Annotated in this window: 19 protein-coding genes; 17 read left to right on the top strand and 2 right to left on the bottom strand. The window is 62.0% G+C overall.

Translation table 11 applies throughout. The features are described 5' to 3' along the window. Window positions 1-30 precede the first annotated feature (30 nt). Complete coding sequence (locus ACGYLC_RS05720) at window positions 31-735, top strand: CoA transferase subunit A (protein ID WP_394422103.1); 705 nt, start codon at window positions 31-33, stop codon at window positions 733-735. Then, window positions 735-1358, top strand: coding sequence for a CoA transferase subunit B (locus ACGYLC_RS05715; protein WP_394422102.1), 624 nt, complete (start codon window positions 735-737; stop codon window positions 1356-1358). The genes ACGYLC_RS05720 and ACGYLC_RS05715 overlap by 1 nt, the downstream gene beginning before the upstream one ends. Before the next feature lie 44 nt (window positions 1359-1402). Here the strand turns inward: ACGYLC_RS05715 and ACGYLC_RS05710 are convergent, their stop codons facing one another. Next, window positions 1403-2218 carry a lytic transglycosylase domain-containing protein gene (locus ACGYLC_RS05710; RefSeq protein WP_394422101.1) on the bottom strand — a complete coding sequence of 272 codons (816 nt, stop codon included), beginning with the start codon at window positions 2216-2218 and terminating at the stop codon, window positions 1403-1405. A 359-nt stretch (window positions 2219-2577) separates the two neighbouring features. On the opposite strand from ACGYLC_RS05710, the gene ACGYLC_RS05705 reads away from it, so the two are divergent. The 15 genes from ACGYLC_RS05705 to ACGYLC_RS05635 all read left to right on the top strand — a co-directional run bounded on the left by ACGYLC_RS05705 (window position 2578) and on the right by ACGYLC_RS05635 (window position 18654). Beyond that, on the top strand, window positions 2578-2772 hold the full coding sequence (locus ACGYLC_RS05705; RefSeq protein ID WP_394422100.1) for a Flp family type IVb pilin: 195 nt from the start codon (window positions 2578-2580) through the stop codon (window positions 2770-2772). A gap of 409 nt (window positions 2773-3181) precedes the next feature. Continuing rightward, complete coding sequence (gene cpaB, locus ACGYLC_RS05700; RefSeq protein WP_394422099.1) at window positions 3182-4042, top strand: Flp pilus assembly protein CpaB; 861 nt, start codon at window positions 3182-3184, stop codon at window positions 4040-4042. A 203-nt stretch (window positions 4043-4245) separates the two neighbouring features. Beyond that, window positions 4246-5673 carry a type II and III secretion system protein family protein gene (locus tag ACGYLC_RS05695; protein ID WP_394403744.1) on the top strand — a complete coding sequence of 476 codons (1428 nt, stop codon included), beginning with the start codon at window positions 4246-4248 and terminating at the stop codon, window positions 5671-5673. A gap of 4 nt (window positions 5674-5677) precedes the next feature. After that, entirely contained in the window at window positions 5678-6376 is a 699-nt protein-coding gene (locus tag ACGYLC_RS05690) for an OmpA family protein (RefSeq protein WP_394422098.1), read from the top strand. A gap of 289 nt (window positions 6377-6665) precedes the next feature. Then, entirely contained in the window at window positions 6666-7910 is a 1245-nt protein-coding gene (locus ACGYLC_RS05685; RefSeq protein ID WP_394422097.1) for a CpaE family protein, read from the top strand. A 24-nt stretch (window positions 7911-7934) separates the two neighbouring features. Next, window positions 7935-9404 (top strand): CpaF family protein, encoded by a 1470-nt coding sequence (locus ACGYLC_RS05680; protein ID WP_394422096.1) that lies wholly within the window; start codon window positions 7935-7937, stop codon window positions 9402-9404. A gap of 11 nt (window positions 9405-9415) precedes the next feature. After that, window positions 9416-10378 (top strand): type II secretion system F family protein, encoded by a 963-nt coding sequence (locus ACGYLC_RS05675; protein WP_394403748.1) that lies wholly within the window; start codon window positions 9416-9418, stop codon window positions 10376-10378. Between the two features lie 10 nt (window positions 10379-10388). Beyond that, window positions 10389-11366: a type II secretion system F family protein gene (locus ACGYLC_RS05670; protein WP_394422095.1), complete on the top strand. Its 978-nt coding sequence runs from the start codon at window positions 10389-10391 to the stop codon at window positions 11364-11366. Beyond that, window positions 11366-11965 (top strand): tetratricopeptide repeat protein, encoded by a 600-nt coding sequence (locus tag ACGYLC_RS05665; protein WP_394422094.1) that lies wholly within the window; start codon window positions 11366-11368, stop codon window positions 11963-11965. Before ACGYLC_RS05670 ends, ACGYLC_RS05665 begins: the two co-directional genes overlap by 1 nt. A gap of 27 nt (window positions 11966-11992) precedes the next feature. Beyond that, a complete protein-coding gene (locus tag ACGYLC_RS05660) occupies window positions 11993-12844 on the top strand; it encodes a tetratricopeptide repeat protein (RefSeq protein WP_394403751.1) in 852 nt (283 codons plus the stop codon). Between the two features lie 3 nt (window positions 12845-12847). Continuing rightward, entirely contained in the window at window positions 12848-13342 is a 495-nt protein-coding gene (locus ACGYLC_RS05655; protein WP_394422093.1) for a prepilin peptidase, read from the top strand. Window positions 13343-13469: 127 nt separating this feature from the next. Beyond that, window positions 13470-14777, top strand: coding sequence for an ATPase (locus ACGYLC_RS05650; protein WP_394422092.1), 1308 nt, complete (start codon window positions 13470-13472; stop codon window positions 14775-14777). A gap of 44 nt (window positions 14778-14821) precedes the next feature. Then, window positions 14822-17275 (top strand): ligase-associated DNA damage response DEXH box helicase, encoded by a 2454-nt coding sequence (locus ACGYLC_RS05645; protein WP_394422091.1) that lies wholly within the window; start codon window positions 14822-14824, stop codon window positions 17273-17275. Between the two features lie 285 nt (window positions 17276-17560). Continuing rightward, window positions 17561-18232 (top strand): ligase-associated DNA damage response endonuclease PdeM, encoded by a 672-nt coding sequence (pdeM, locus tag ACGYLC_RS05640; RefSeq protein ID WP_394422090.1) that lies wholly within the window; start codon window positions 17561-17563, stop codon window positions 18230-18232. Then, window positions 18232-18654, top strand: coding sequence for a PaaI family thioesterase (locus ACGYLC_RS05635; protein WP_394422089.1), 423 nt, complete (start codon window positions 18232-18234; stop codon window positions 18652-18654). The genes pdeM and ACGYLC_RS05635 overlap by 1 nt, the downstream gene beginning before the upstream one ends. Here ACGYLC_RS05635 and folD read toward each other — a convergent pair. After that, window positions 18651-19541 (bottom strand): bifunctional methylenetetrahydrofolate dehydrogenase/methenyltetrahydrofolate cyclohydrolase FolD, encoded by an 891-nt coding sequence (gene folD, locus ACGYLC_RS05630; protein WP_394422088.1) that lies wholly within the window; start codon window positions 19539-19541, stop codon window positions 18651-18653. The two genes, ACGYLC_RS05635 and folD, sit on opposite strands and share 4 nt — an antisense overlap. Window positions 19542-19543 lie beyond the last annotated feature (2 nt).

The following is a 19543-nucleotide window of genomic DNA, read 5'->3' as shown; positions in this document are numbered from 1 at the left end:
TGGCGCAGCGAAACTGTAGGGAGGTCGCCCGTGAACAAAATCTATGGATCCGCCGCCGAGGCGCTGGAAGGCGTTCTGTCGGATGGCATGCTGATCGCCGCCGGGGGCTTTGGCCTTTGCGGCATTCCGGAATTGCTGTTGCAGGCGATCAAGGAGAACGGGGCCAAAGACCTCACCTTTGCGTCGAACAATGCGGGCGTCGATGACTTCGGCATCGGCATTCTGCTGCAATCGCGGCAGGTGAAGAAGATGATCTCTTCCTATGTGGGGGAGAATGCCGAGTTCATGCGCCAGTATCTCTCGGGCGAGCTTGAGCTTGAATTCAACCCCCAAGGCACCCTGGCCGAGCGGATGCGCGCCGGCGGTGCGGGCATCCCGGGTTTCTACACAAAGACCGGCGTCGGCACCCAGATTGCCGAGGGCAAGGAAGTGAAGCAGTTCAACGGCGAGGATTACATCCTCGAAGAGGGCATCTTTGCCGATCTGTCGATCGTGAAAGCGTGGAAAGCCGATGACACGGGCAACCTCGTCTTCCGCAAGACCGCGCGCAATTTCAACCCGCCCGCAGCCATGTGCGGCAAGGTCTGCATCGTCGAGGTTGAAGAGATCGTCCCACGCGGCAGCCTCGACCCCGACCACATCCACCTGCCGGGCATCTATGTGCATCGCATCATTCAAGGCGCGCATGAGAAACGCATCGAGAAGGTCACGACACGCAAGCGGGAGGACGCATAATGCCTTGGGATAGAGATCAGATGGCGGCACGGGCCGCAGAGGAACTCGAAGACGGTATGTATGTGAACCTCGGCATCGGTATTCCGACGCTGGTGGCGAACTATGTCGGCGACAAGGACATCACCCTTCAGTCCGAGAATGGCATGTTGGGCATGGGCCCCTTCCCTTACGAGGGCGAGGAAGACCCCGACCTGATCAACGCCGGCAAGCAGACCATCACCGAGTTGAGCCGCACCGCCTATTTCGACAGCGCCATGTCCTTTGGCATGATCCGTGGCGGCAAGATCGCGGCGGCGATCCTCGGTGCCATGGAAGTGGCCGAGAACGGCGATCTGGCGAATTGGATGATCCCCGGCAAGCTCGTCAAAGGTATGGGCGGCGCGATGGACCTCGTGGCCGGCGTCCGCAAGGTCATCGTGGTGATGGACCACCAGAACAAGGCCGGTGACTCGAAAGTGCTGAAAGAATGCACCCTGCCGCTGACCGGCAAGGGCGTGGTCGATCGGATCATCACCAACCTCGGCGTGCTCGATGTGGTCGACGGTGGCTTGAAGATCGTCGAATGCGCCGATGGCGTGACCGAGGAAGAGCTGCGCGCCGCGACCCAAGCGACCATCGTTTGAAAATCAGCCCTCGGCGGCATCCGCCGGGGGCATGCCTGTCGCGCTCAGTTCATCGCGGCAAAAACGCAGCCATCGCTGATCAGTTCCGGCGGTGTCAGGCAAAGCCCCTGCGCCACCTGAAACGCCGCCAGCACCTTGGGCACATAGTCGCGCGTCTCGGCAAAGGGCGGCACGCCCGCATGTTTGCGCACCGACCCCTCCCCGGCGTTATAGCCCGCGAGCACGAGAATCGGGTCGCGGTCGAACTCCCCCATCAGCCAGTCGAGGTATTTCACCCCGCCCGAGATATTCTCGGCCGCGACCATAGTGTTCCGCACGCCAAAACGGGCGGCGGTATCGGGCATCAGTTGCATCAGACCAGCCGCGCCCGCCCGGCTCACCGCATCGGCACGGCCTGCGGATTCCACGCTGATCACCGCCAGCACCAGCGCGGGCGAGACATTGGTGCCAACGGTGGCGCGCAGGATATCCACCCCGTTGCTGCGCGCGATATCTTGCAGATGTTGCAGGCGCGGGGCGGGGACTTGGCCACCGGAAAGCGCCGCCATCGCCGGGGCCAACCGCCCTGCCCCGCTCCGCTCAGCCGCAGGAGAGATTTTATCCCAGAACCAATCGAACTGCCCGGCGTTCAAAGGCGCGATCGCGCCGCTCGGGGTGGCGGCAACGGCGGGGCCTGTATCCACCTCCGCCGCAGCGGCGGCACGGGCCGCCGGATCAATTTGCACAGTGATGCGTTTGGCCCCTTTCTTGGGCGGACCGACCCGCTTGGCCGAGAACTCAGGGAACGGTTTCGGCCCCTCTGCCATGGCGGCAGGGGCCATGAGGGCCGTGACCAGCGAGAATGCCAATATGCGATACATGCCTGCTCTACCTTGCGTCTGACGCGCCTTTGCCCGGCAATATCTCACGAATCGTGGAATCGGGCCAGCGTTGGAGGCGGGGATCATGGCGATTTCGCCGCAATTGCGGTGCTAGAGGGTGCGAATGCACAGTCAGAAGGCGAATTTTGAAAATTAAAGTGCATCTGAACAATGGGTTAACAAGTTTTCACAAGAAAACCGGCAACAGTCTGAAAAAGGGACTTTTGCTGCCAAATTAGCGCCCCAATCCGGCGGCTATAAAGGGTCATACCAAGTCGGACAGCTTCAAATGAGAGAGCGAGGCAAACCGGACGGCGAGGTTAAGACCTTTTACTCAGTGATCCTTGGAGGGACATGACATGATGAACTTTATCAAAAACTTCCGCAAAGACGAAGACGGTGCCGTGACAGTTGACTGGGTCGTTCTGACCGCTGCGATCGTTGGTCTGGCCATTGTTGCGTTCAACACAATCGGCGACAACGTCGAAACAATGTCGGGCAATATCGCCACAGACATCACCAACTTCGAAACGACAGCTGACCGCAGCAACTAATCGCTAGTTAAGCGAAGTCTTATCATCAGGGCCGCACCTCCAGCCGGGAGCGGCCCTCTTTTGCTTCAAACTAGGCACGAAGCTTCTTAGGAAAAAACCTTATGCGCCGCGCCCTTCACCATTTTTTACGCAGTCAATCTGGTGCCATCACTGTAGATTGGCTCGTCCTGACCGCCGGTTTGGTCGGCCTGGCAATCCTAGCGCTGAGCGTCTTCTCCGACAGCCTAGATGTCCTTGTTGAATATATCCGGGTAAAGCTCGCAACTTGAGCCATCGTGTGCCGCGGCGCGCTGCGCCAAACTCCTCCCCATCGCCCCCGCCCAGACCAATTCTCGCCATATTCGGCAGCTAACTTGCCGGGGTGATCAAAGCGAGCCGAGATTCGCTTCCATAGCAAAGAGGTAACATCATGCGAGCCGTATTCGGATTGGTTCTTTTGGTAGGTGTCGCGCTTGCCGGTGGGGCCGTTTATCTGGCGAAAGACCGGATTTCACAGTATCAAGCCGCCAATGCACAAGCGCAGGCCGCGCTGGCGCAGGTCGTGCCAACGAAAACCGTTTGGGTGGCCGACAAGCCCTTGAAATACGGGCAGCCCCTCACCCGCGACGACGTGCGCGCGGTGAATTGGCCCGAGAATGCCATCCCCGAGGGTAGTTTCGTCGAAGAGCTCGCCCTCTTCCCTGAGAATACCAAAGAACAACGCATCGTGCTGCGCAACATCGAGAAAGATGAAGCGATCATGGCCGTAAAGGTAACCGAGCCCGGCGAAGATTCCGGTCTTACGTCCCGCTTGGCCCGCGGCACGCGCGCCTTCACCATCAAGGTCGACGTTTCTAGCGGTGTTTCGGGCTTCCTGCGCCCTGGGGACCGAGTAGACGTCTATTGGACGGGCCGCGTGAACGTGGGCAACCAATCCAGCAACGGCGATGTGACCAAACTGATCGAATCTGGCGTACAACTGATCGCCATCGACCAGAGCGCCGATGCGCTGGTGATGGAGGAGGCCTCAATCGCCAAGACCGTAACCGTGGCCGTAAAGCCGCAACAGGTGGCCGCCCTCGCCCAAGCGCAATCGACCGGCAAACTCTCCCTCGCTCTTGTCGGCACGAATGACGATACCGTGGCCGAGGCCATCGAAGTCGACCAACGCTCGCTTCTGGGGATCGAGGCGCAAGAGACCATCGCAGAGGTCGCGAAAGAGAAGGTTTGCACGATCCGCACTCGCCGCGGGGCCGAGGTGGTCGAACTGCCGATCCCCTGCACAAACTGACCTGAAAACAGCCTCTTGCTAAGTTGAACCAGACGCCGCACCCCCATGCGGCGTCTTTTCCAATCTCGTTATGTTGCGCATAGCCCACATGCACAGCGCCCGCGAAGAGCTTGATTCTTGCAATAAATTTGGAATTGCCGCAGAGTGTTGCCAAATGCGGGCGAAAAGACCCATCCCGAGGCGTGATCAAAAAGGCAGGTCACATGAAAATCGATAGATTTCTGAAAGCGGCCCTGCTGGGGCTGACACTGGCCGCGATGCCGATGGCATTGACCCTGCCCAGTTCAGCTGGCGCCGACACGCTGCGCGTTGTCAAACGCGGCACCAATTCCAGCCTCGACGTTCCGATGAACCGCGCCGTGGTGGTGGAGAGCGACATCCCCTTCGCGGAACTCAGCATCGCCAACCCCGGCATTGCGGATATCTCCTCCCTGTCTGACCGCACGATCTATGTATTGGGCAAATCGCCGGGGCTGACCACGCTCACGCTGCTCGATGCGGCGGGGCAGTTGATCACCAATGTCGATGTCCGCGTCGCGGCGGATGTTTCTGAATTCAAAGAACGGCTGCGTCAAATCCTGCCGGGTGAGAAGATCGAAGTGCGCACCGCCAATGACGGTATCGTGCTGTCGGGCATCGTTTCTTCCACGCAACGGCTGCAACGCGCGCTCGATCTTGCCGAACGCTATGCCCCCGAACGGGTCAGCAACCTGATGAGCGTGGGCGGCATCCAGCAGGTGATGATGAAGGTCCGCTTTGCCGAGATGCAGCGCAACGTGTCGAAATCGCTCGGCTCTTCGCTAGCGATCAACGGCGGCTCCGACTTCAGCGCGGGCACCGGCAGCACCAATACGTCAGGCGGGGTCGCAACCTCGCTCGGGGGGTCGATCCCCGGGTCGAACCAAAACGCAGGCGCGGTGCTTTTCGGTTTCAACGCAGGCTCGACCCAGGTGGGCATCCTGTTGGAAGCATTGGAGGAAAAGGGCGTCGTCCGGTTCTTGGCCGAGCCGAACCTCGTGGCGCTTTCGGGGCAAGAGGCGAAGTTCCTCGCCGGGGGGGAATACCCCGTGCCCGTGGCTCAGACCGGTGACACGATCGCTGTGGAGTTCAAACCCTTCGGCGTAGAACTCGCCTTTATCCCGCGCGTCGTGGACAAGGATATCATCAACCTTGAGATGAACGCTGCCGTCTCGGCCATTGATGCGAGTAACAGCATCGCCCTGGGCAACGGGATCGAGATTTCCGCCTTCACCCGCCGCGAGACCTCGACCACGGTCGAGATGCGCGACGGTGAAAGCTTTGCCATCGCGGGCCTTTTGACCGACGACTTCACCGACAGCACGCGTCAACTGCCGTGGATCGGCGATGTGCCGGTGCTGGGCGCGCTGTTCCGGTCGGCAGATTACCAGCGCAGCCAGACCGAACTGGTCATCATCGTCACCGCCCATCTGGTTACCCCCACACGCGGCGAAGCGCTGGCCCTGCCCACCGACCGCATCAAGCCGCCCTCCGAGAAAGACCTGTTCCTGCACGGGCGCACGGCAGATGGCACCCGCACCCCCAGCCGGGGTGCTGCGGGCGAAGTGGCCAAGCAGGACTTCCGCGGCTCCTACGGTTATGTACTGGATTGATCCGATGACACGCAGACATATCACGTTGATCGCGGGCACCGCAGCCCTTGCCGGGCTCGCTGCCTGCGCGCCCAGCAACGATCCGATCTATACGCAGTTCTACCGCGAGGCAGGGTCGGTCGTGGACACGGGCCAATTCGGCAATGCCACGCTGCACAACCGCCAAGTCATGACCGGTGAAAAGCGGGTCACCTTCGATCTGGCGAACCGTTTCGCCAGTGAGGTCCGCTCGACCGTGACCTTTGCGTTCAACTCCGACCGGTTGGACGCCAATGCGCAGGCAATCCTGCGCCAGCAGGCCGGATGGATTCGCCAATTCCCCGAGATTCGCTTCCGGGTCTATGGCCACACCGATCTGGTCGGCTCGCAGGCCTATAACCGCGCCTTGGGGCTGCGCCGGGCGCAGGCGGTGGTGCGCTATCTCTCGACCTTGGGAATCAGCCCCAGCCGGTTGGAAGCCGTTGTTTCCTTTGGCGAAACACAGCCCCTCATCGTGACCCAGGGCCGCGAGCGTCGCAACCGGCGCACGGTGACCGAGGTCAGCGGCTTTGTGCACGGCCACCCGATGTTGCTGGACGGAAAATATGCGCAGATCATCTACCGCGAATATGTCGCCAGCGCCGTGCCCCCCTCGCAGCTGAGCACCAGTGCCACCGCGTCGGGCGGTGGTGGTGGCGGCGGCGGCGGCGGCGGCGGAGAGTAAGAGTAAACCCCTCTTTCGCATGGAAAATATCCCCCCGCGCCTTTGGGTCGCGGGGGTTTTCGTCTCTGAAAAGGAATGTCCAATCGGGCGCGAATGGACCTATCGTTTCAAGATACCCAACAATAGAGGCTTTTTGGCCCCAATCTCGCCCCAGTTGGGGGTGATATTCGACGCAGAAGGATAAATGTGCCCGGCTCAAGGGCCGCGCATAAGGCAGAGGTCAGAGCGTTCGCGGCGACAGAATATCGCCGCCCTCCGGCCAAACCGTTGATGTAAAGGACAAAAGGTCATGAGCAGCACTATGCCACAACCCGAAGCAGCGCCGATCGTTGCCTGCACAATCAGCCGCGATGTACAGAACTTCGACCTCTTGATCGAAGATATGGAAGCCACTTTGGGCGAAAGCTGGGGCGATCTGGGATTCGCCGAGGCGCTGGCCTTCTTCGGCCAACCCGAAGCCGAGGCGATGGAATTCGTCGCCCTCGCCATGGATGAGACGGACGAGGACAACCTCGTTTTGATGAGCGAAATCATCACGCAGGCCAAGGCGCGCAACATCCGGGTGATCCTCATCGCCGAAGACATGACCCCCGCCGCGCTGCATTCGCTGCTGCGGCAGGGGGCGGATGAATTCGTCCCCTATCCGCTGCCCGAAGGCGAATTGGCCCAGGCCATTGCCCGCGTCCGCGCCGGAGAGAACGCCCCCCCTGCCCCCGCAGCCGACAGCAGTACACCGCAATTGAAGGCCGGGGCGCAAAAGGATGGCGCGCTGATCGTGGTGCATGGTTTGGCTGGCGGCACCGGGGCCACGACCCTTGCCGTGAACCTCGCTTGGGAACTGGCGAACGCCGAGAAGAAAAACCCGCCCTCGGTCTGCCTGCTGGATTTCGACCTGCAATATGGCTCGGTCGCGACTTTCCTCGATCTGCAACGCCGCGAGGCGGTCTATGAGATGATGGCCGACACGGAATCCATGGACGAAGAGATTTTTGGTCAAGCGCTGCAAACCTTTGAGGACAAGCTGCATGTGCTGACCGCCCCGGCAGAGATGCTGCCGCTCGACATCGTAACCAACGAAGATATCGACCGCATCCTCAACATGGCCCGCAACCAGTTCGACTATGTCATCGTCGACATGCCTTCGACGCTGGTGCAATGGTCCGAAACCGTGCTGACCAGCGCGCATGTCTACTTTGCCATGCTGGAACTCGACATGCGCTCGGCCCAGAACGCGCTGCGCTTCAAACGGGCGCTACAGTCTGAGGAACTGCCCTTTGAAAAGCTGCGCTATGTGATGAACCGCGCGCCGAAATTCACCGATCTCAGCGCCAAGAGCCGGGTCAAGCGCATGGCCGAATCGTTGAGCATTTCGATCGACGTGCAACTGCCCGATGGCGGCAAGGCGGTGACGCAGGCCAATGACCACGGGCTGCCGCTGGCCAATTCCGCGCCGAAAAGCCCGCTGCGCCGCGAAATCGCCAAACTGGCAAGCTCCATCCACGATCTCAAGGGCGAGCAGGCCAAAGCCGCCTGAGCCCCCTAGCGAAAGAGCGTATCGATGTTCTCGAAATACAAGAAACCAGCCCCTGCCAGCCCGAAAGCCGCCGCCCCCGCGCCGGCGCGCGAGGCCAAGCCAGCCAATGCGGCCCAGCCCGCCCCCGCGGCGCCTGCGCCCGCTCCGGCAGCCAAACCGGTTTCGATGCGCCGCGCGGTCAAACCCGCCGCCGCCTCCCCCGAGGACCGTGAGGTCAAACGCAAGCAGCGGATGAGTGAGATCAAGCTCGAACTGCACCGCGCGCTTTTGGACAACCTCAACCTCGCCGCGCTGGAACATGCCTCGGAAGCTGATTTGCGGCAAGAAATCAACGACATCGCCGTCGAAATCCTTTCGGAAAAGAGCATCGTACTCAACCGCGAAGACCGCATGACGCTGAACTCCGAGCTTTATGACGAGGTCACCGGTCTTGGCCCCCTTGAGACGCTGCTGAAAGACGACAGCGTCAACGATATTCTGGTGAACGGCCCGCAGCAGATTTTTGTCGAACGCGACGGCAAGCTGCAATTGACCGACATCACTTTCAAGGACGAAAAGCACCTGCTGCGGATCATCGACAAGATCGTCTCGGCGGTGGGGCGTCGGGTGGATGAAAGCAACCCTTATGTCGACGCGCGGCTCAAAGACGGCTCGCGTTTCAACGCCATGGTGCCCCCGGTGGCCGTCGATGGCTCGCTCGTGTCCATCCGTAAGTTCAAGAAAGACAAGCTGGGCATTGACGATCTGGTGAGCTTCGGCGCCTTCTCGGAGGAGATGGCCGCCTATTTGCAGGCCGCCGTGGCGACCCGTCTCAACATCATCGTGTCGGGCGGTACGGGCTCGGGTAAGACCACCACGCTCAACGCGCTGTCGTCTTTCATCGACAATGCCGAACGCATTCTGACCATCGAAGACACCGCCGAATTGCAACTGCAACAGACCCATGTGGGCCGGATGGAAAGCCGCCCGCCCAACGTCGAAGGCAAGGGCGAAGTCTCTCCCCGCGACTGTCTGAAAAACGCCCTGCGGATGCGCCCCGATCGCATCATCGTCGGCGAGACGCGCGGCGAAGAGGTCATCGACATGTTGCAGGCCATGAACACCGGCCACGACGGCTCCATGACCACAATCCACGCCAACTCGGCCCGTGATGGCATCAGCCGCCTGGAAAACATGATCGCCATGGCCGGGATCGAAATGCCGCTGAAAGCGATGCGCAGCCAGATTTCCTCGGCTGTGAACCTGATCGTGCAGGCCAGCCGCTTGCAAGACGGCTCGCGCCGGATGACCTCGATCACCGAGATCACGGGCATGGAGGGCGAGGTCATTTCAATGCAGGAAATCTTCCGCTTCCAGCGCGTCGGCCTGACGCCCGAGAACAAAATCATCGGCCATTTCACCGCCACCGGCGTGCGCAGCCACTTCTCCGAGCGGTTCCGCATGTGGGGCTATGACCTGCCCGCTTCCATCTATGAACCCGTGGCGGCCCAGTAAGGATTGATGCAATGAGTGCCGAACCAATCATCTATGGTCTGATCTTCATCGGTGTTCTGGTGCTGGTCGAGGGGCTGTACCTTGTCGCATTCGGCAAATCCATCAGCCTCAACAGCCGCGTGAACCGGCGTCTTGAGATGCTGGAGAAAGGCGCGCGCCGCGAAGAGGTGCTCGATAAGCTGCGCAAGGAAATGCAGCAGCATATGAACGCCAAGTCGATCCCGCTCTACTCCCTGCTGTCAGAACGCGCGCAGAAGGCCGCGATTGCCTTCACGCCGCAGCAGTTGCTGATGATCATGGCCGGATTGGCCGCTTTGGCCTTTCTGGGGCTGACCATCGGCACCGATACCTCCGTGTCGGTGCGCGCGCTGATGTCCATCGCCATGGGCGTGGGCGCGGTGTTCTTCTGGGTGTCCCATAAGGCCAGCAAACGCATGGCGATGATCGAAGAACAGCTTCCCGATGCGGTGGAACTGATGGTGCGCAGCCTGCGGGTGGGGCACCCTTTCTCCAACGCGATTTCCATCGTGTCCAAGGAAATCCAAGACCCGCTTGCCTCGGAATTTGGCGTAATCGCCGATGAGGCCGCCTATGGCCGCGATCTGGGCGAGGCGTTGAAAGATATGGCCGAACGGCTCGACATGCAGGATTTGCGCTTTCTTGCTGTCGCCGTCACCATCCAGCAGCAATCGGGCGGCAACTTGGCCGAGATCCTCGCCGGTCTGGCCAAGGTGATCCGCGCCCGTTTTCGCCTGTTCCGTCGTGTTAAAGCAATCACGGCCGAGGCGAAATGGTCGGGCAAGTTCCTGTCGGCCTTCCCGCTCGCCGCGCTGGTGGTGATCAACCTCGGCGATCCGCATTACTACGACGAGGTGCGCGATCACCCCTATTTCATTCCCGCCTGTTTCCTTGTGGGGATCTTCCTTGTGCTGAACCTTTTCGTGATGCGCATCCTTACCAATATCAAAGTCTGAGAGGCCGGTGATGGAATTTCTCAATCAGCTTAACGATCAGATCAACCAAGCCTTGGGGCCGATGGGGCTGATCATCATCATCGGCACACTGGGCGTCACCTTGGTGGCGATCACGCTGGTCTTGATGCTGCGCCAGCCCGAAGACCCGCTGACCAAGCTCAAGCGCACCAGCTCTGCCCCCACGGGCGACAGTTCGCGCGAGAAGCTGCGCCAATCGGACCAAAACGCGCAGTTGCAGAAATTCGCCAAGTTTCTTGAGCCGGAGGACGTGGCCGAACTCAGCGCCAAACAGTTGATGCTACGCCAAGCAGGCTACCGCTCGCGCGATGCGGTGCGGCTTTATTACTTTGCGCAATTCGCCCTTGGGATGCTCGGGCTGGTCGGCGGTCTGGTCTATACAAATGTCTTGGGCGGCGGCGAAGGGATGACCACGCAGCAGACCATGATGTGGGCCATCGGCCCCGGCGCCATTGGCTACTACCTGCCGAAATACTGGGTCCGCCGCCGGGTCGATGCCCGCAAAGAAGAGATCACCCGGGGCTTCCCCGACGCGCTGGATATGATGCTGGTCTGCGTCGAAGCCGGGCAATCGCTGGATCAATGCATCGTCCGCGTCGCACGCGAGTTGCGCGCCTCCTACCGCGCCCTCTCTGAAGAGTTCGAGATGGTCGCCTATGAGATGAAAGCCGGTAAGGACAAAGTATCGGTGCTCAACGACATGGGTGAGCGTTGCGGCGTGCAGGATGTCTCCTCATTCGTGACCGTGCTGATCCAATCGGCGGCCTTCGGCACCTCCATCGCCGACGCCCTGCGCGTCTATGCCGCCGAGATGCGCGACAAACGTGTGATGCGGGCCGAGGAAGCGGCAAACAAGTTGCCAACCAAGATGACCCTTGCCACTATGGGCCTCACCGTGCCGCCGCTGCTGATCATTCTGATCGGCCCCTCGGCACATGGCATCTCGCAACTGGGTCAGGTAGGGAATTAATGACGGGCAAAATTCGGCGCAGCCTCACCCGCGCCGTTTTCATCGGGCCGATCTTGGCCCTTGCTCTGGCCGCCTGTTCGACAGGCGGCTTTTCCGCGTTGCGTGGGGATCAAACGCCAGAAAATCTCTATGCCCCCGGCGTGGACCAGCGGGCCGAAGCTGTCGACGGAATCGAAGTGGGCCATAGGCTGATCGCGGCGGGGCAATATGAATTGGCCATCAAATCCTTCAACCGCGCCGCGCTGGATCACGGGCTGACCGGGGAAATCCTCTCAGCGCTTGGCAGCGCGAACCTCGGGCTGGGGCGTTTGGGACAAGCGGAAACCCTGCTGCGCCGCGCCGTGGAGAAAGACGCCGCCGAGCCGGAGGTCTGGAACAATCTTGGCGTCGTGCTGATGGAAAGCGGCCAGACCGCCGAGGCCGAGCAGATTTTCCGCAAAGCTTATGCGCTCGACAATGGCGAAAGTGACGCAATCCGGGACAATCTGCGCTTGGCACTCGCAAAAACGGAGAAATCTGTTATAACAGAAGTCAATGAGGATAATTACAAATTGGTGCGGCGCGGCAGCGGGGACTACCTGATCCGTCCGACACCATGACCCGGCAGAGCAGTAAGAGGACGCAAAATGCGCCATCCAATCATTCTGGCCGTCTGCATGGCAGGCGTCACCGCCCTTGCTGGCTGCGGTGAAAAAGACGCGAACGCCACCGTTGAACGGGCCTTCAAGGACGTCAATGTGGTGGATGAGACCAACCTCTCCGACGTGATGCTGACCGTGGCCGACCCGAATGAGGCGGTGAGCTATTTCGCGCGTTCGGTCAAGGAAAGCCCCGACCGCATCGACCACCAGCGCGGGCTTGCCGCGTCACTGGTCCGCGCCAAACGCACGACCGAGGCCGTGAGCGAATGGGACAAAGTCGTCAAAATGGAGGGTGCCACCCCCGAAGACAGCGTGCAACTGGCCGATGCGCTGATCCGCTCGGGCAATTGGGCGCGGGCCGAGACGGTGCTTAACGGCATCCCCCCCACCCATGAGACCTTTGCCCGCTACCGGCTTGAGGCCATGGTCGCCGACAGCAAAGAGCAGTGGGACCGCGCCGACAGCTTTTACGAGATCGCCGTCGGCCTGACCACGACCCCCGCCGCCGTGATGAACAACTGGGGCTACTCCAAACTGACCCGCGGGGATTACCCCGAGGCCGAGCGTCTGTTCGGCGAGGCGATCCGTCAGGACAACACGCTTTTCACCGCCAAGAACAACCTCATCATGGCCCGCGCCGCGCAGCGCGACTACACCCTGCCCGTCATGCCGATGGAGCAATCAGAGCGCGCCCAGCTTTTGCACACGATGGCCCTCTCGGCGATCAAACGCGGCGATGTGGAGACCGGCAAGGGCTTGCTGCGCGAAGCGATCGACACGCACCCGCAGCATTTCGAAGCCGCCGTCCGCTCTCTGCGCGCATTGGAAAACGGCTGATCCATGGCGATCTCTGCCACGGCGGCCCTGTGGTTTCTGCCCTTCGTCCTGCCGATCTGCCTTTATGTCGCCTTCACCGACATGAAGCAGATGCGCATCACCAATCAGGCGGTCTTGGCGCTTGCCGCGATCTTTGTGCTGCTCGGGCTGTTTCTGCTGCCCTTCGACACCTATCTCTGGCGTCTGCTGGGCCTTGTCGTGGTTCTGGTGGTCGGCATCGTCCTGAACGCCGCCGGGGTCATGGGGGCGGGTGACGCGAAATTCGCCGCCGCCGCCGCGCCCTATATCGCATGGGGCGATTTGCGATTGCTGATGATGCTTTTCATGGCCACCCTTCTCGCCGCCGCCGCGACGCATCGCGGGGTGAAATACACCCCCCTGCGCCGCCTCGCCCCCGATTGGCAAAGCTGGCAGGAGACCAAGAAGTTCCCCATGGGCCTCGCCCTTGGCACCACGCTGGGGCTCTATCTGATCTTGGGGGCGCTCTTCGGGGTCTGACCACTTCGCTCAGGTGCAAACTCTTTTTCATCGCGCAAATGCGTCCACATTCACGCCATATTCAAGATTTACCCTTCAGTCTTACCGACAAGCCGCACCCCCGCATGACTTTCCAAGGAAGCCATTGATGAACGCCCCGACCAGCTCCGTGCTTGCCCCGCCGCCCCCCAAGCGGTTGGAGGATATGAAACTGCCCATCGTGATGATGCGCGATATCCTTTTGAAAACGATCTTTCGCAAGAACGTCGAGATGGTCAGCGATCTGGCCCAAGCGCTCTGCCTGCCGATCCCCGTCACGCAAGAGATGGTCGACCAAGCCCGCAGCCAGCGCCTGATCGAAGCCACCGGCACGCTCAGCGCCACCAGCGGCAATGAGATGGGCTACCAGTTGACCGATGCAGGCAAGGCGCGCGCATTGGATGCGCTGGCGCAGTCGGAATATTTCGGCGCCATGCCCGTCCCGCTTGAGGTTTACCGCGAACAGGTCAAGCGCCAATCGGTGCGCAACCTGCAAATCACCCGCGATCAGCTGACCGGGGCCATGGGCCATCTGGTGCTGCCCGACAGTCTGCTGGATCACCTCGGCCCTGCCGTCTCTGCCGGGCGGTCGATCCTGATGTACGGCCCGCCGGGCAACGGTAAATCCAGCATTTCCAACGGCATCCGCGACGCGCTTGGCGATCGGGTCTATGTCCCCCGCGCCATCGAATACGCAGGCCAAGTCATCACCGTCTATGACCCGATCGTCCATTCCGCCGCCGAGGCCGAGGTCCAAGACCCCACCTCCCTGCGCCGGATCACGCGCTATGACGCCCGCTATGTCTGCTGCGAACGCCCCACCGTCATCACCGGCGGCGAACTGTCACTCGATATGCTCGATCTGGTCTACAACCCCACGGCGCGGACCTATCAGGCGCCGCTGCACCTCAAAGCCACGGGCGGCATCTTCATCGTCGACGACCTTGGCCGGCAGAAAGAGCCGCCGCAAAGCATCATCAACCGCTGGATCGTGCCGCTGGAGGAAAGCAAAGACATCCTCGCCCTGCAATCGGGCGAGAAATTCGAGGTGCCCTTCGACACGCTGGTGATCTTCTCGACCAACTTCCACCCGAACGAGATTTTCGACCAAGCCGCCCTGCGGCGTATCTTTTTTAAGATCAAGATCGACGGGCCGGACCAAGAGAACTTCCTCAAGATCTTTGCCATGGTGGCCCGCAAACGCGGCATGCCGCTGGACGAGGCGACGCTGGTTCATCTGCTCAAGGTGAAATACCCCACGATTAACAACGTCTATGCGAATTATCAGCCGAATTTCCTGATCGACCAGATGATCGCGATCTGTGATTTTGAAGGCATCCCCTATCAGATGAACCCCGATCTGGTGGACCGCGCATGGGCCAATATGTTCGTTCGCGATGAGGTGATCGTTAAATAGCCGCCGCCGCTGGCACCGCGCTCTGCCGATACTACATTGGGTGCATGCGCGCCCTACCCCCCAAATTCGCCGATTGGTTCGCCCAGAACGGCTGGTCCCTGCACCCGCACCAGCAAGAGATGCTGGACCGTGCCGAGGCTCCCGCCCTGCTGCTCATCGCCCCCACGGGCGGGGGTAAAACGCTGGCCGGTTTCCTGCCCACCCTCGTCGATCTGGCCGAGCATGATCACGAGGGGATGCACACGCTCTACATCTCGCCGCTGAAGGCGCTCGCGGCAGACATCAAGCGCAACCTCACCCGCCCGGTCGAGGAGATGCGCCTGCCGATCCGCATCGAGGACCGCACCGGCGACACCTCGCAGTCGCGCCGCCGCCGCCAGCGCGCCGACCCGCCGCACGTCCTGCTGACCACGCCCGAGAGCCTCGCCCTGCTGACCTCCTACGAGGACGCCGCGCGCACCTTTCGCGGCCTCAAACGGGTGGTGATCGACGAGATCCACGCGCTGGCCGAAAGCAAACGCGGCGACCAGCTGATGCTGGCGCTCACCCGGTTGCAGGCGCTCTGCCCGGACCTCAAGCGCGTCGGTCTCTCGGCCACCGTGGAAGACCCTGCCGCCATCGCCCACCTGATGGCGCGCCACCCCGACCCCTGCGAGGTGCTCATGGCCGATCCCGGCCCCGCCCCCGACATCCAGATGCTGCGCACCGACGAAGCCCCACCCTGGGCCGGCGGCGGCGCCGCCTATGCGATCCCCGCGGTCCTCGAACAGCTGCGCCAACACAAGACGACGCTGATTTTCCACAACACCCGCGCGCAGGCCGAGATCTTCTTCCATAAGCTCTGGCTCGCCAACGAGGACGCTTTGCCCATCGCCATCCACCACGGCAGCCTCGACCGCGCGCAGCGCGAGAAGGTCGAGGCGGCGATGGTGCGCGGCGATCTGCGCGCCATCGTCTGCACCGGCACGCTGGATTTGGGGATCGACTGGGGCGATGTGGACCTCATCATCCAGATCGGCGCGCCCAAGAACGTGAAACGTCTAGTCCAGCGGATCGGCCGCGCCAACCACCGCTACAACGCGCCCTCGAAGGCGCTTCTCGTCCCCGCCAATCGCTTCGAGGTGGTCGAATGCGTGGCGGCGTTGGAGGCGGTGCTTGAAGGCGCGCTCGACGGCGACCCACGGGGGGATGGCCCGCGCGACGTGCTCTGCCAACACATCCTCATCACCGCCTGCGCTGGCCCCTTCGACGCCGAGGCGCTCTTTGCAGAGATCCGCACCGCCGGGGCCTATGCCAACCTCTCCCGCGCCGCCTTCGACGCCTGCCTCGATTTCTGCGCCACGGGGGGCTATGCGCTGCGCGCCTACGACCGCTGGCAAAGGCTCCTGCAACGCCCCGACGGGCAATGGCAACTGCGTGACCCCCGCGCCGCGCAACGCATCCGCATGAACATCGGCACCATTCAGGACACCGACAAACTGAAGGTCCGTATGAAACGCAACCGCGGCGGAAAGCCCCTGGGTGAGATCGAAGAAGGCTTTGCCGCCACGCTCACCAAGGGCGACACCTTTCTGATCGGCGGGCAAATCGTGCGCTACGAAGGGCTGCGCGAAACCGTGGTCGAGGTCAGCCGCAACGCCGCCAAAAAGCCGAAAGTGGCCACTTTCGGCGGCACGAAATTCGCCACCTCCACCCAACTCTCGGCCCGCGTGCAACAAATGTTCACCCAAGACAGCTGGCCCGAACTGCCGCCCCACACCGCCGAATGGCTCAGCCTGCAACGCGAGGTCAGCCAATTGCCGCAGCCCGGCACGCTGCTGGTGGAAAGCTTCCCCCATGACTTTGCCGAACAGACGGTGTTCTACGGCTTCGCCGGACGCAACGGCCAGCAAACGCTCGGCCTTCTGCTCACCAAACGCATGGAGGACCTCGGCCTTCGGCCCCTGGGCTTCGTGGCGACAGACTATGCCACGCTGATCTGGGGGCTCTCCCCCGTCGACGATCCGGCGCCGCTGCTCGATCCGACGGTGCTGCACGAGGGGCTCGACAGTTGGCTCGCCGGCAACGCCGTGATGAAACGCACCTTCCGCGCCGCCGCCACCATCGCCGGGCTGATCGAGCGCAACAGCCCGCAGGCGCGGAAATCCGGACGGCAAACGACCTTCTCCAGCGACATCCTCTACGATACGCTGCAACGTTATGACCCGGATCACCTGATGCTCGACATCACCCGAGAAGAAGCGCTGAGCGGGTTGGTGGATTTCGGCAGGATCGAAGAAATGCTCGGGCGGATAGCCGGGCGGATCACCCACCGCAAGCTCTCCCGCGTCAGCCCCCTGGCCGCGCCGCTGTTTCTCGAAATGGGCCGGGTGCCGGTCGAAGGCGCGGGGCAGGATCGCCTGTTGGCGGAAGAGGCGGAACGTTTGATGGAGGCCTCAGGCCTCGCGCAACTCACCCCGCCGCCGTCGGGTCAGCCACTCTGGCGGGACGGTCGTTGAACATTGGCGTTTCGCGGGCAGAGAGGTTCTGCAAGGTATTTGAAAAAGGATGAAGATGATTAAGGGTTCTTTAACCAAGGTGGCGCATCTTCCTCTCGCGGTACAGGCTGAGGAGCCGATGACCGCAAAGGATGAAGGCGCGTCTCCGGTCCGGTGACCACCCGATCGCGGGGCGCGCTTTCTGCAATTCATCCTTTCTTAAATACCTCTGCACTGACCTTTCCGTCTGCGCTACCTTCGCGTTTGGCCCTTGCCAAATCAGCGGCGATCTCAGATGAACAAAGGATGAACGGACTTGAGTTTTCATTCGCCGGGGCCGGGCTGAGCGCGCTTGGCTCTGGCGCGCTTTGGTGGCGCGAAAGGGATTTGCTCTGCGTGAGCGACCTTCACTTGGGCAAGTCGGAACGGATCGCGCGGCGCGGCGGGTCGGCGCTGCCGCCTTATGAGACGCGCGACACGTTGAACCGGTTGGCGGCCGACCTGTCATTCACGCAGGCGCGGCATGTGATCTGCCTTGGCGATAGTTTCGACGACCTCGGCGCGGCACAGGCGCTGCCAGAGGAAGAGCGGTTGTGGATCCTTGGCTTGCAGGCCGGGCGGCGATGGGATTGGATTGAGGGCAATCATGATCCGGGCCCCGTTGGGCTGGGTGGTACCCATTTGGGGGAACTGGCGCTCGGCCCGCTGACTTTTCGGCATATCGCGGCCAAGCGGGCCTGCGGCGAGGTGTCGGGGCATTATCACCCCAAGGCATCGATCCGCGCGCGGGGCCGCAGCATCTCGCGTCCGGCGTTTTTGTTTGACAGCAAGCGGCTGATCCTGCCTGCATATGGCACCTATACCGGCGGGCTGCGCAGCCAGTCGCGGGTGCTTTGTGATTTAATGGGGCCAGAGGCCTGTGCGGTGCTGACGGGGCCGCAACCTGTGGCGATCCCCATGCCCGGAAAGAAGCGATGATGGATGATCAGATTGAACGCCGGGTGCGGGAGAGTTTTGCCAAGCAGACCATGATGCAGACCTTGGGGGCCGAGGTCATCGAAGTGCAGTCGGGTCTGGTCAAACTCGCGGCGCCGGTCCTGCCCGGCGCGATGCAGCAGCAGGGTTTTGGCCATGCGGGGCTGACCTTCTCCATCGGCGATTCCGCGGCGGGCTATGCAGCCTTGAGCATGTTGCCGCCAGAGGTCGATGTCGTGACTTCGGAGATCAAGATCAACCTTCTGGCGCCCGCCCGGGGGGACCGGCTGATTGCCACGGGCCGGGTGATGAAACCGGGCCGGCGGCTTTGTGTGGTCACGGCAGAGGTGCATGCGGAAACGGACGGCGCGGCCAAGCTCATCGCCATCCTGCAGGGCACCATCGTGCCTGTGCCGGGCGCTTAGGCGGTCAGCCCTTCGGGTTCTGCCAACCCGTTGGCGCGGCAGCAGGCGGTGACCGTATTGGCCAGCAGGCAGGCGATGGTCATCGGCCCGACCCCGCCGGGCACGGGGGTGATGGCCCCTGCACGCTCGCTGGCGCTGTCGAAATCCACGTCGCCGACCAGTTTGGTCTTCTCGCCGATCTCGATCCGGTTGATGCCCACGTCGATCACCGTGGCACCCTCTTTGATCCAATCGCCGGGCACCATCTCGGGGCGGCCAACGGCAGCGACCACGATATCGGCACGGCGCACCACTTCGGGCAGATCGCGGGTGCGGCTATGCGCGATAGTCACGGTGCAGCTATCGCCCAAGAGCAGCTGCGCCATCGGTTTGCCGACGATGTTGGAACGGCCAATGACCACCGCTTTCATGCCCGTCAGATCGCCATGGTGGTCCCGCAGCATCATCAGGCAGCCCAGCGGGGTGCAGGGCACCATGCTTTTCTGCCCCGTGCCCAGCAGGCCGACGTTGGAGATGTGAAATCCGTCCACGTCCTTGGCGGGCGAGACGGCGTTGACCACGCGGGTTTCGTCCAGATGATCCGGCAGCGGCAGTTGCACGAGGATGCCGTGGATCTCGGGGTCGTTGTTCAATGCGTCGATCAGCTTGAGCAACTCGCCCTGATCGACGGTCGCGGGCAGCTTGTGTTCGACCGATTTCATGCCGACTTCGCGGGTCATCTTGCCCTTGGAGCGGACGTAGACTTGGCTTGCCGGGTCTTCGCCGACCAGCACCACGGCGAGGCCGGGGGTGACGCCGTGATCCGTCTTCAGCCGGTCGACATGGCCCGCGACTTTCTCACGCACCGTTGCTGCAAAGGCTTTGCCATCGATGATTGTCGCTGCCATAT

It is taken from the genome of Sulfitobacter sp. 1A12157, assembly GCF_043557345.1.
Classification (GTDB): Bacteria; Pseudomonadota; Alphaproteobacteria; order Rhodobacterales; family Rhodobacteraceae; genus Sulfitobacter.
Note: the sequence above shows the minus strand (reverse complement) of the source record. Positions and strands in the feature narration are given on the sequence as shown.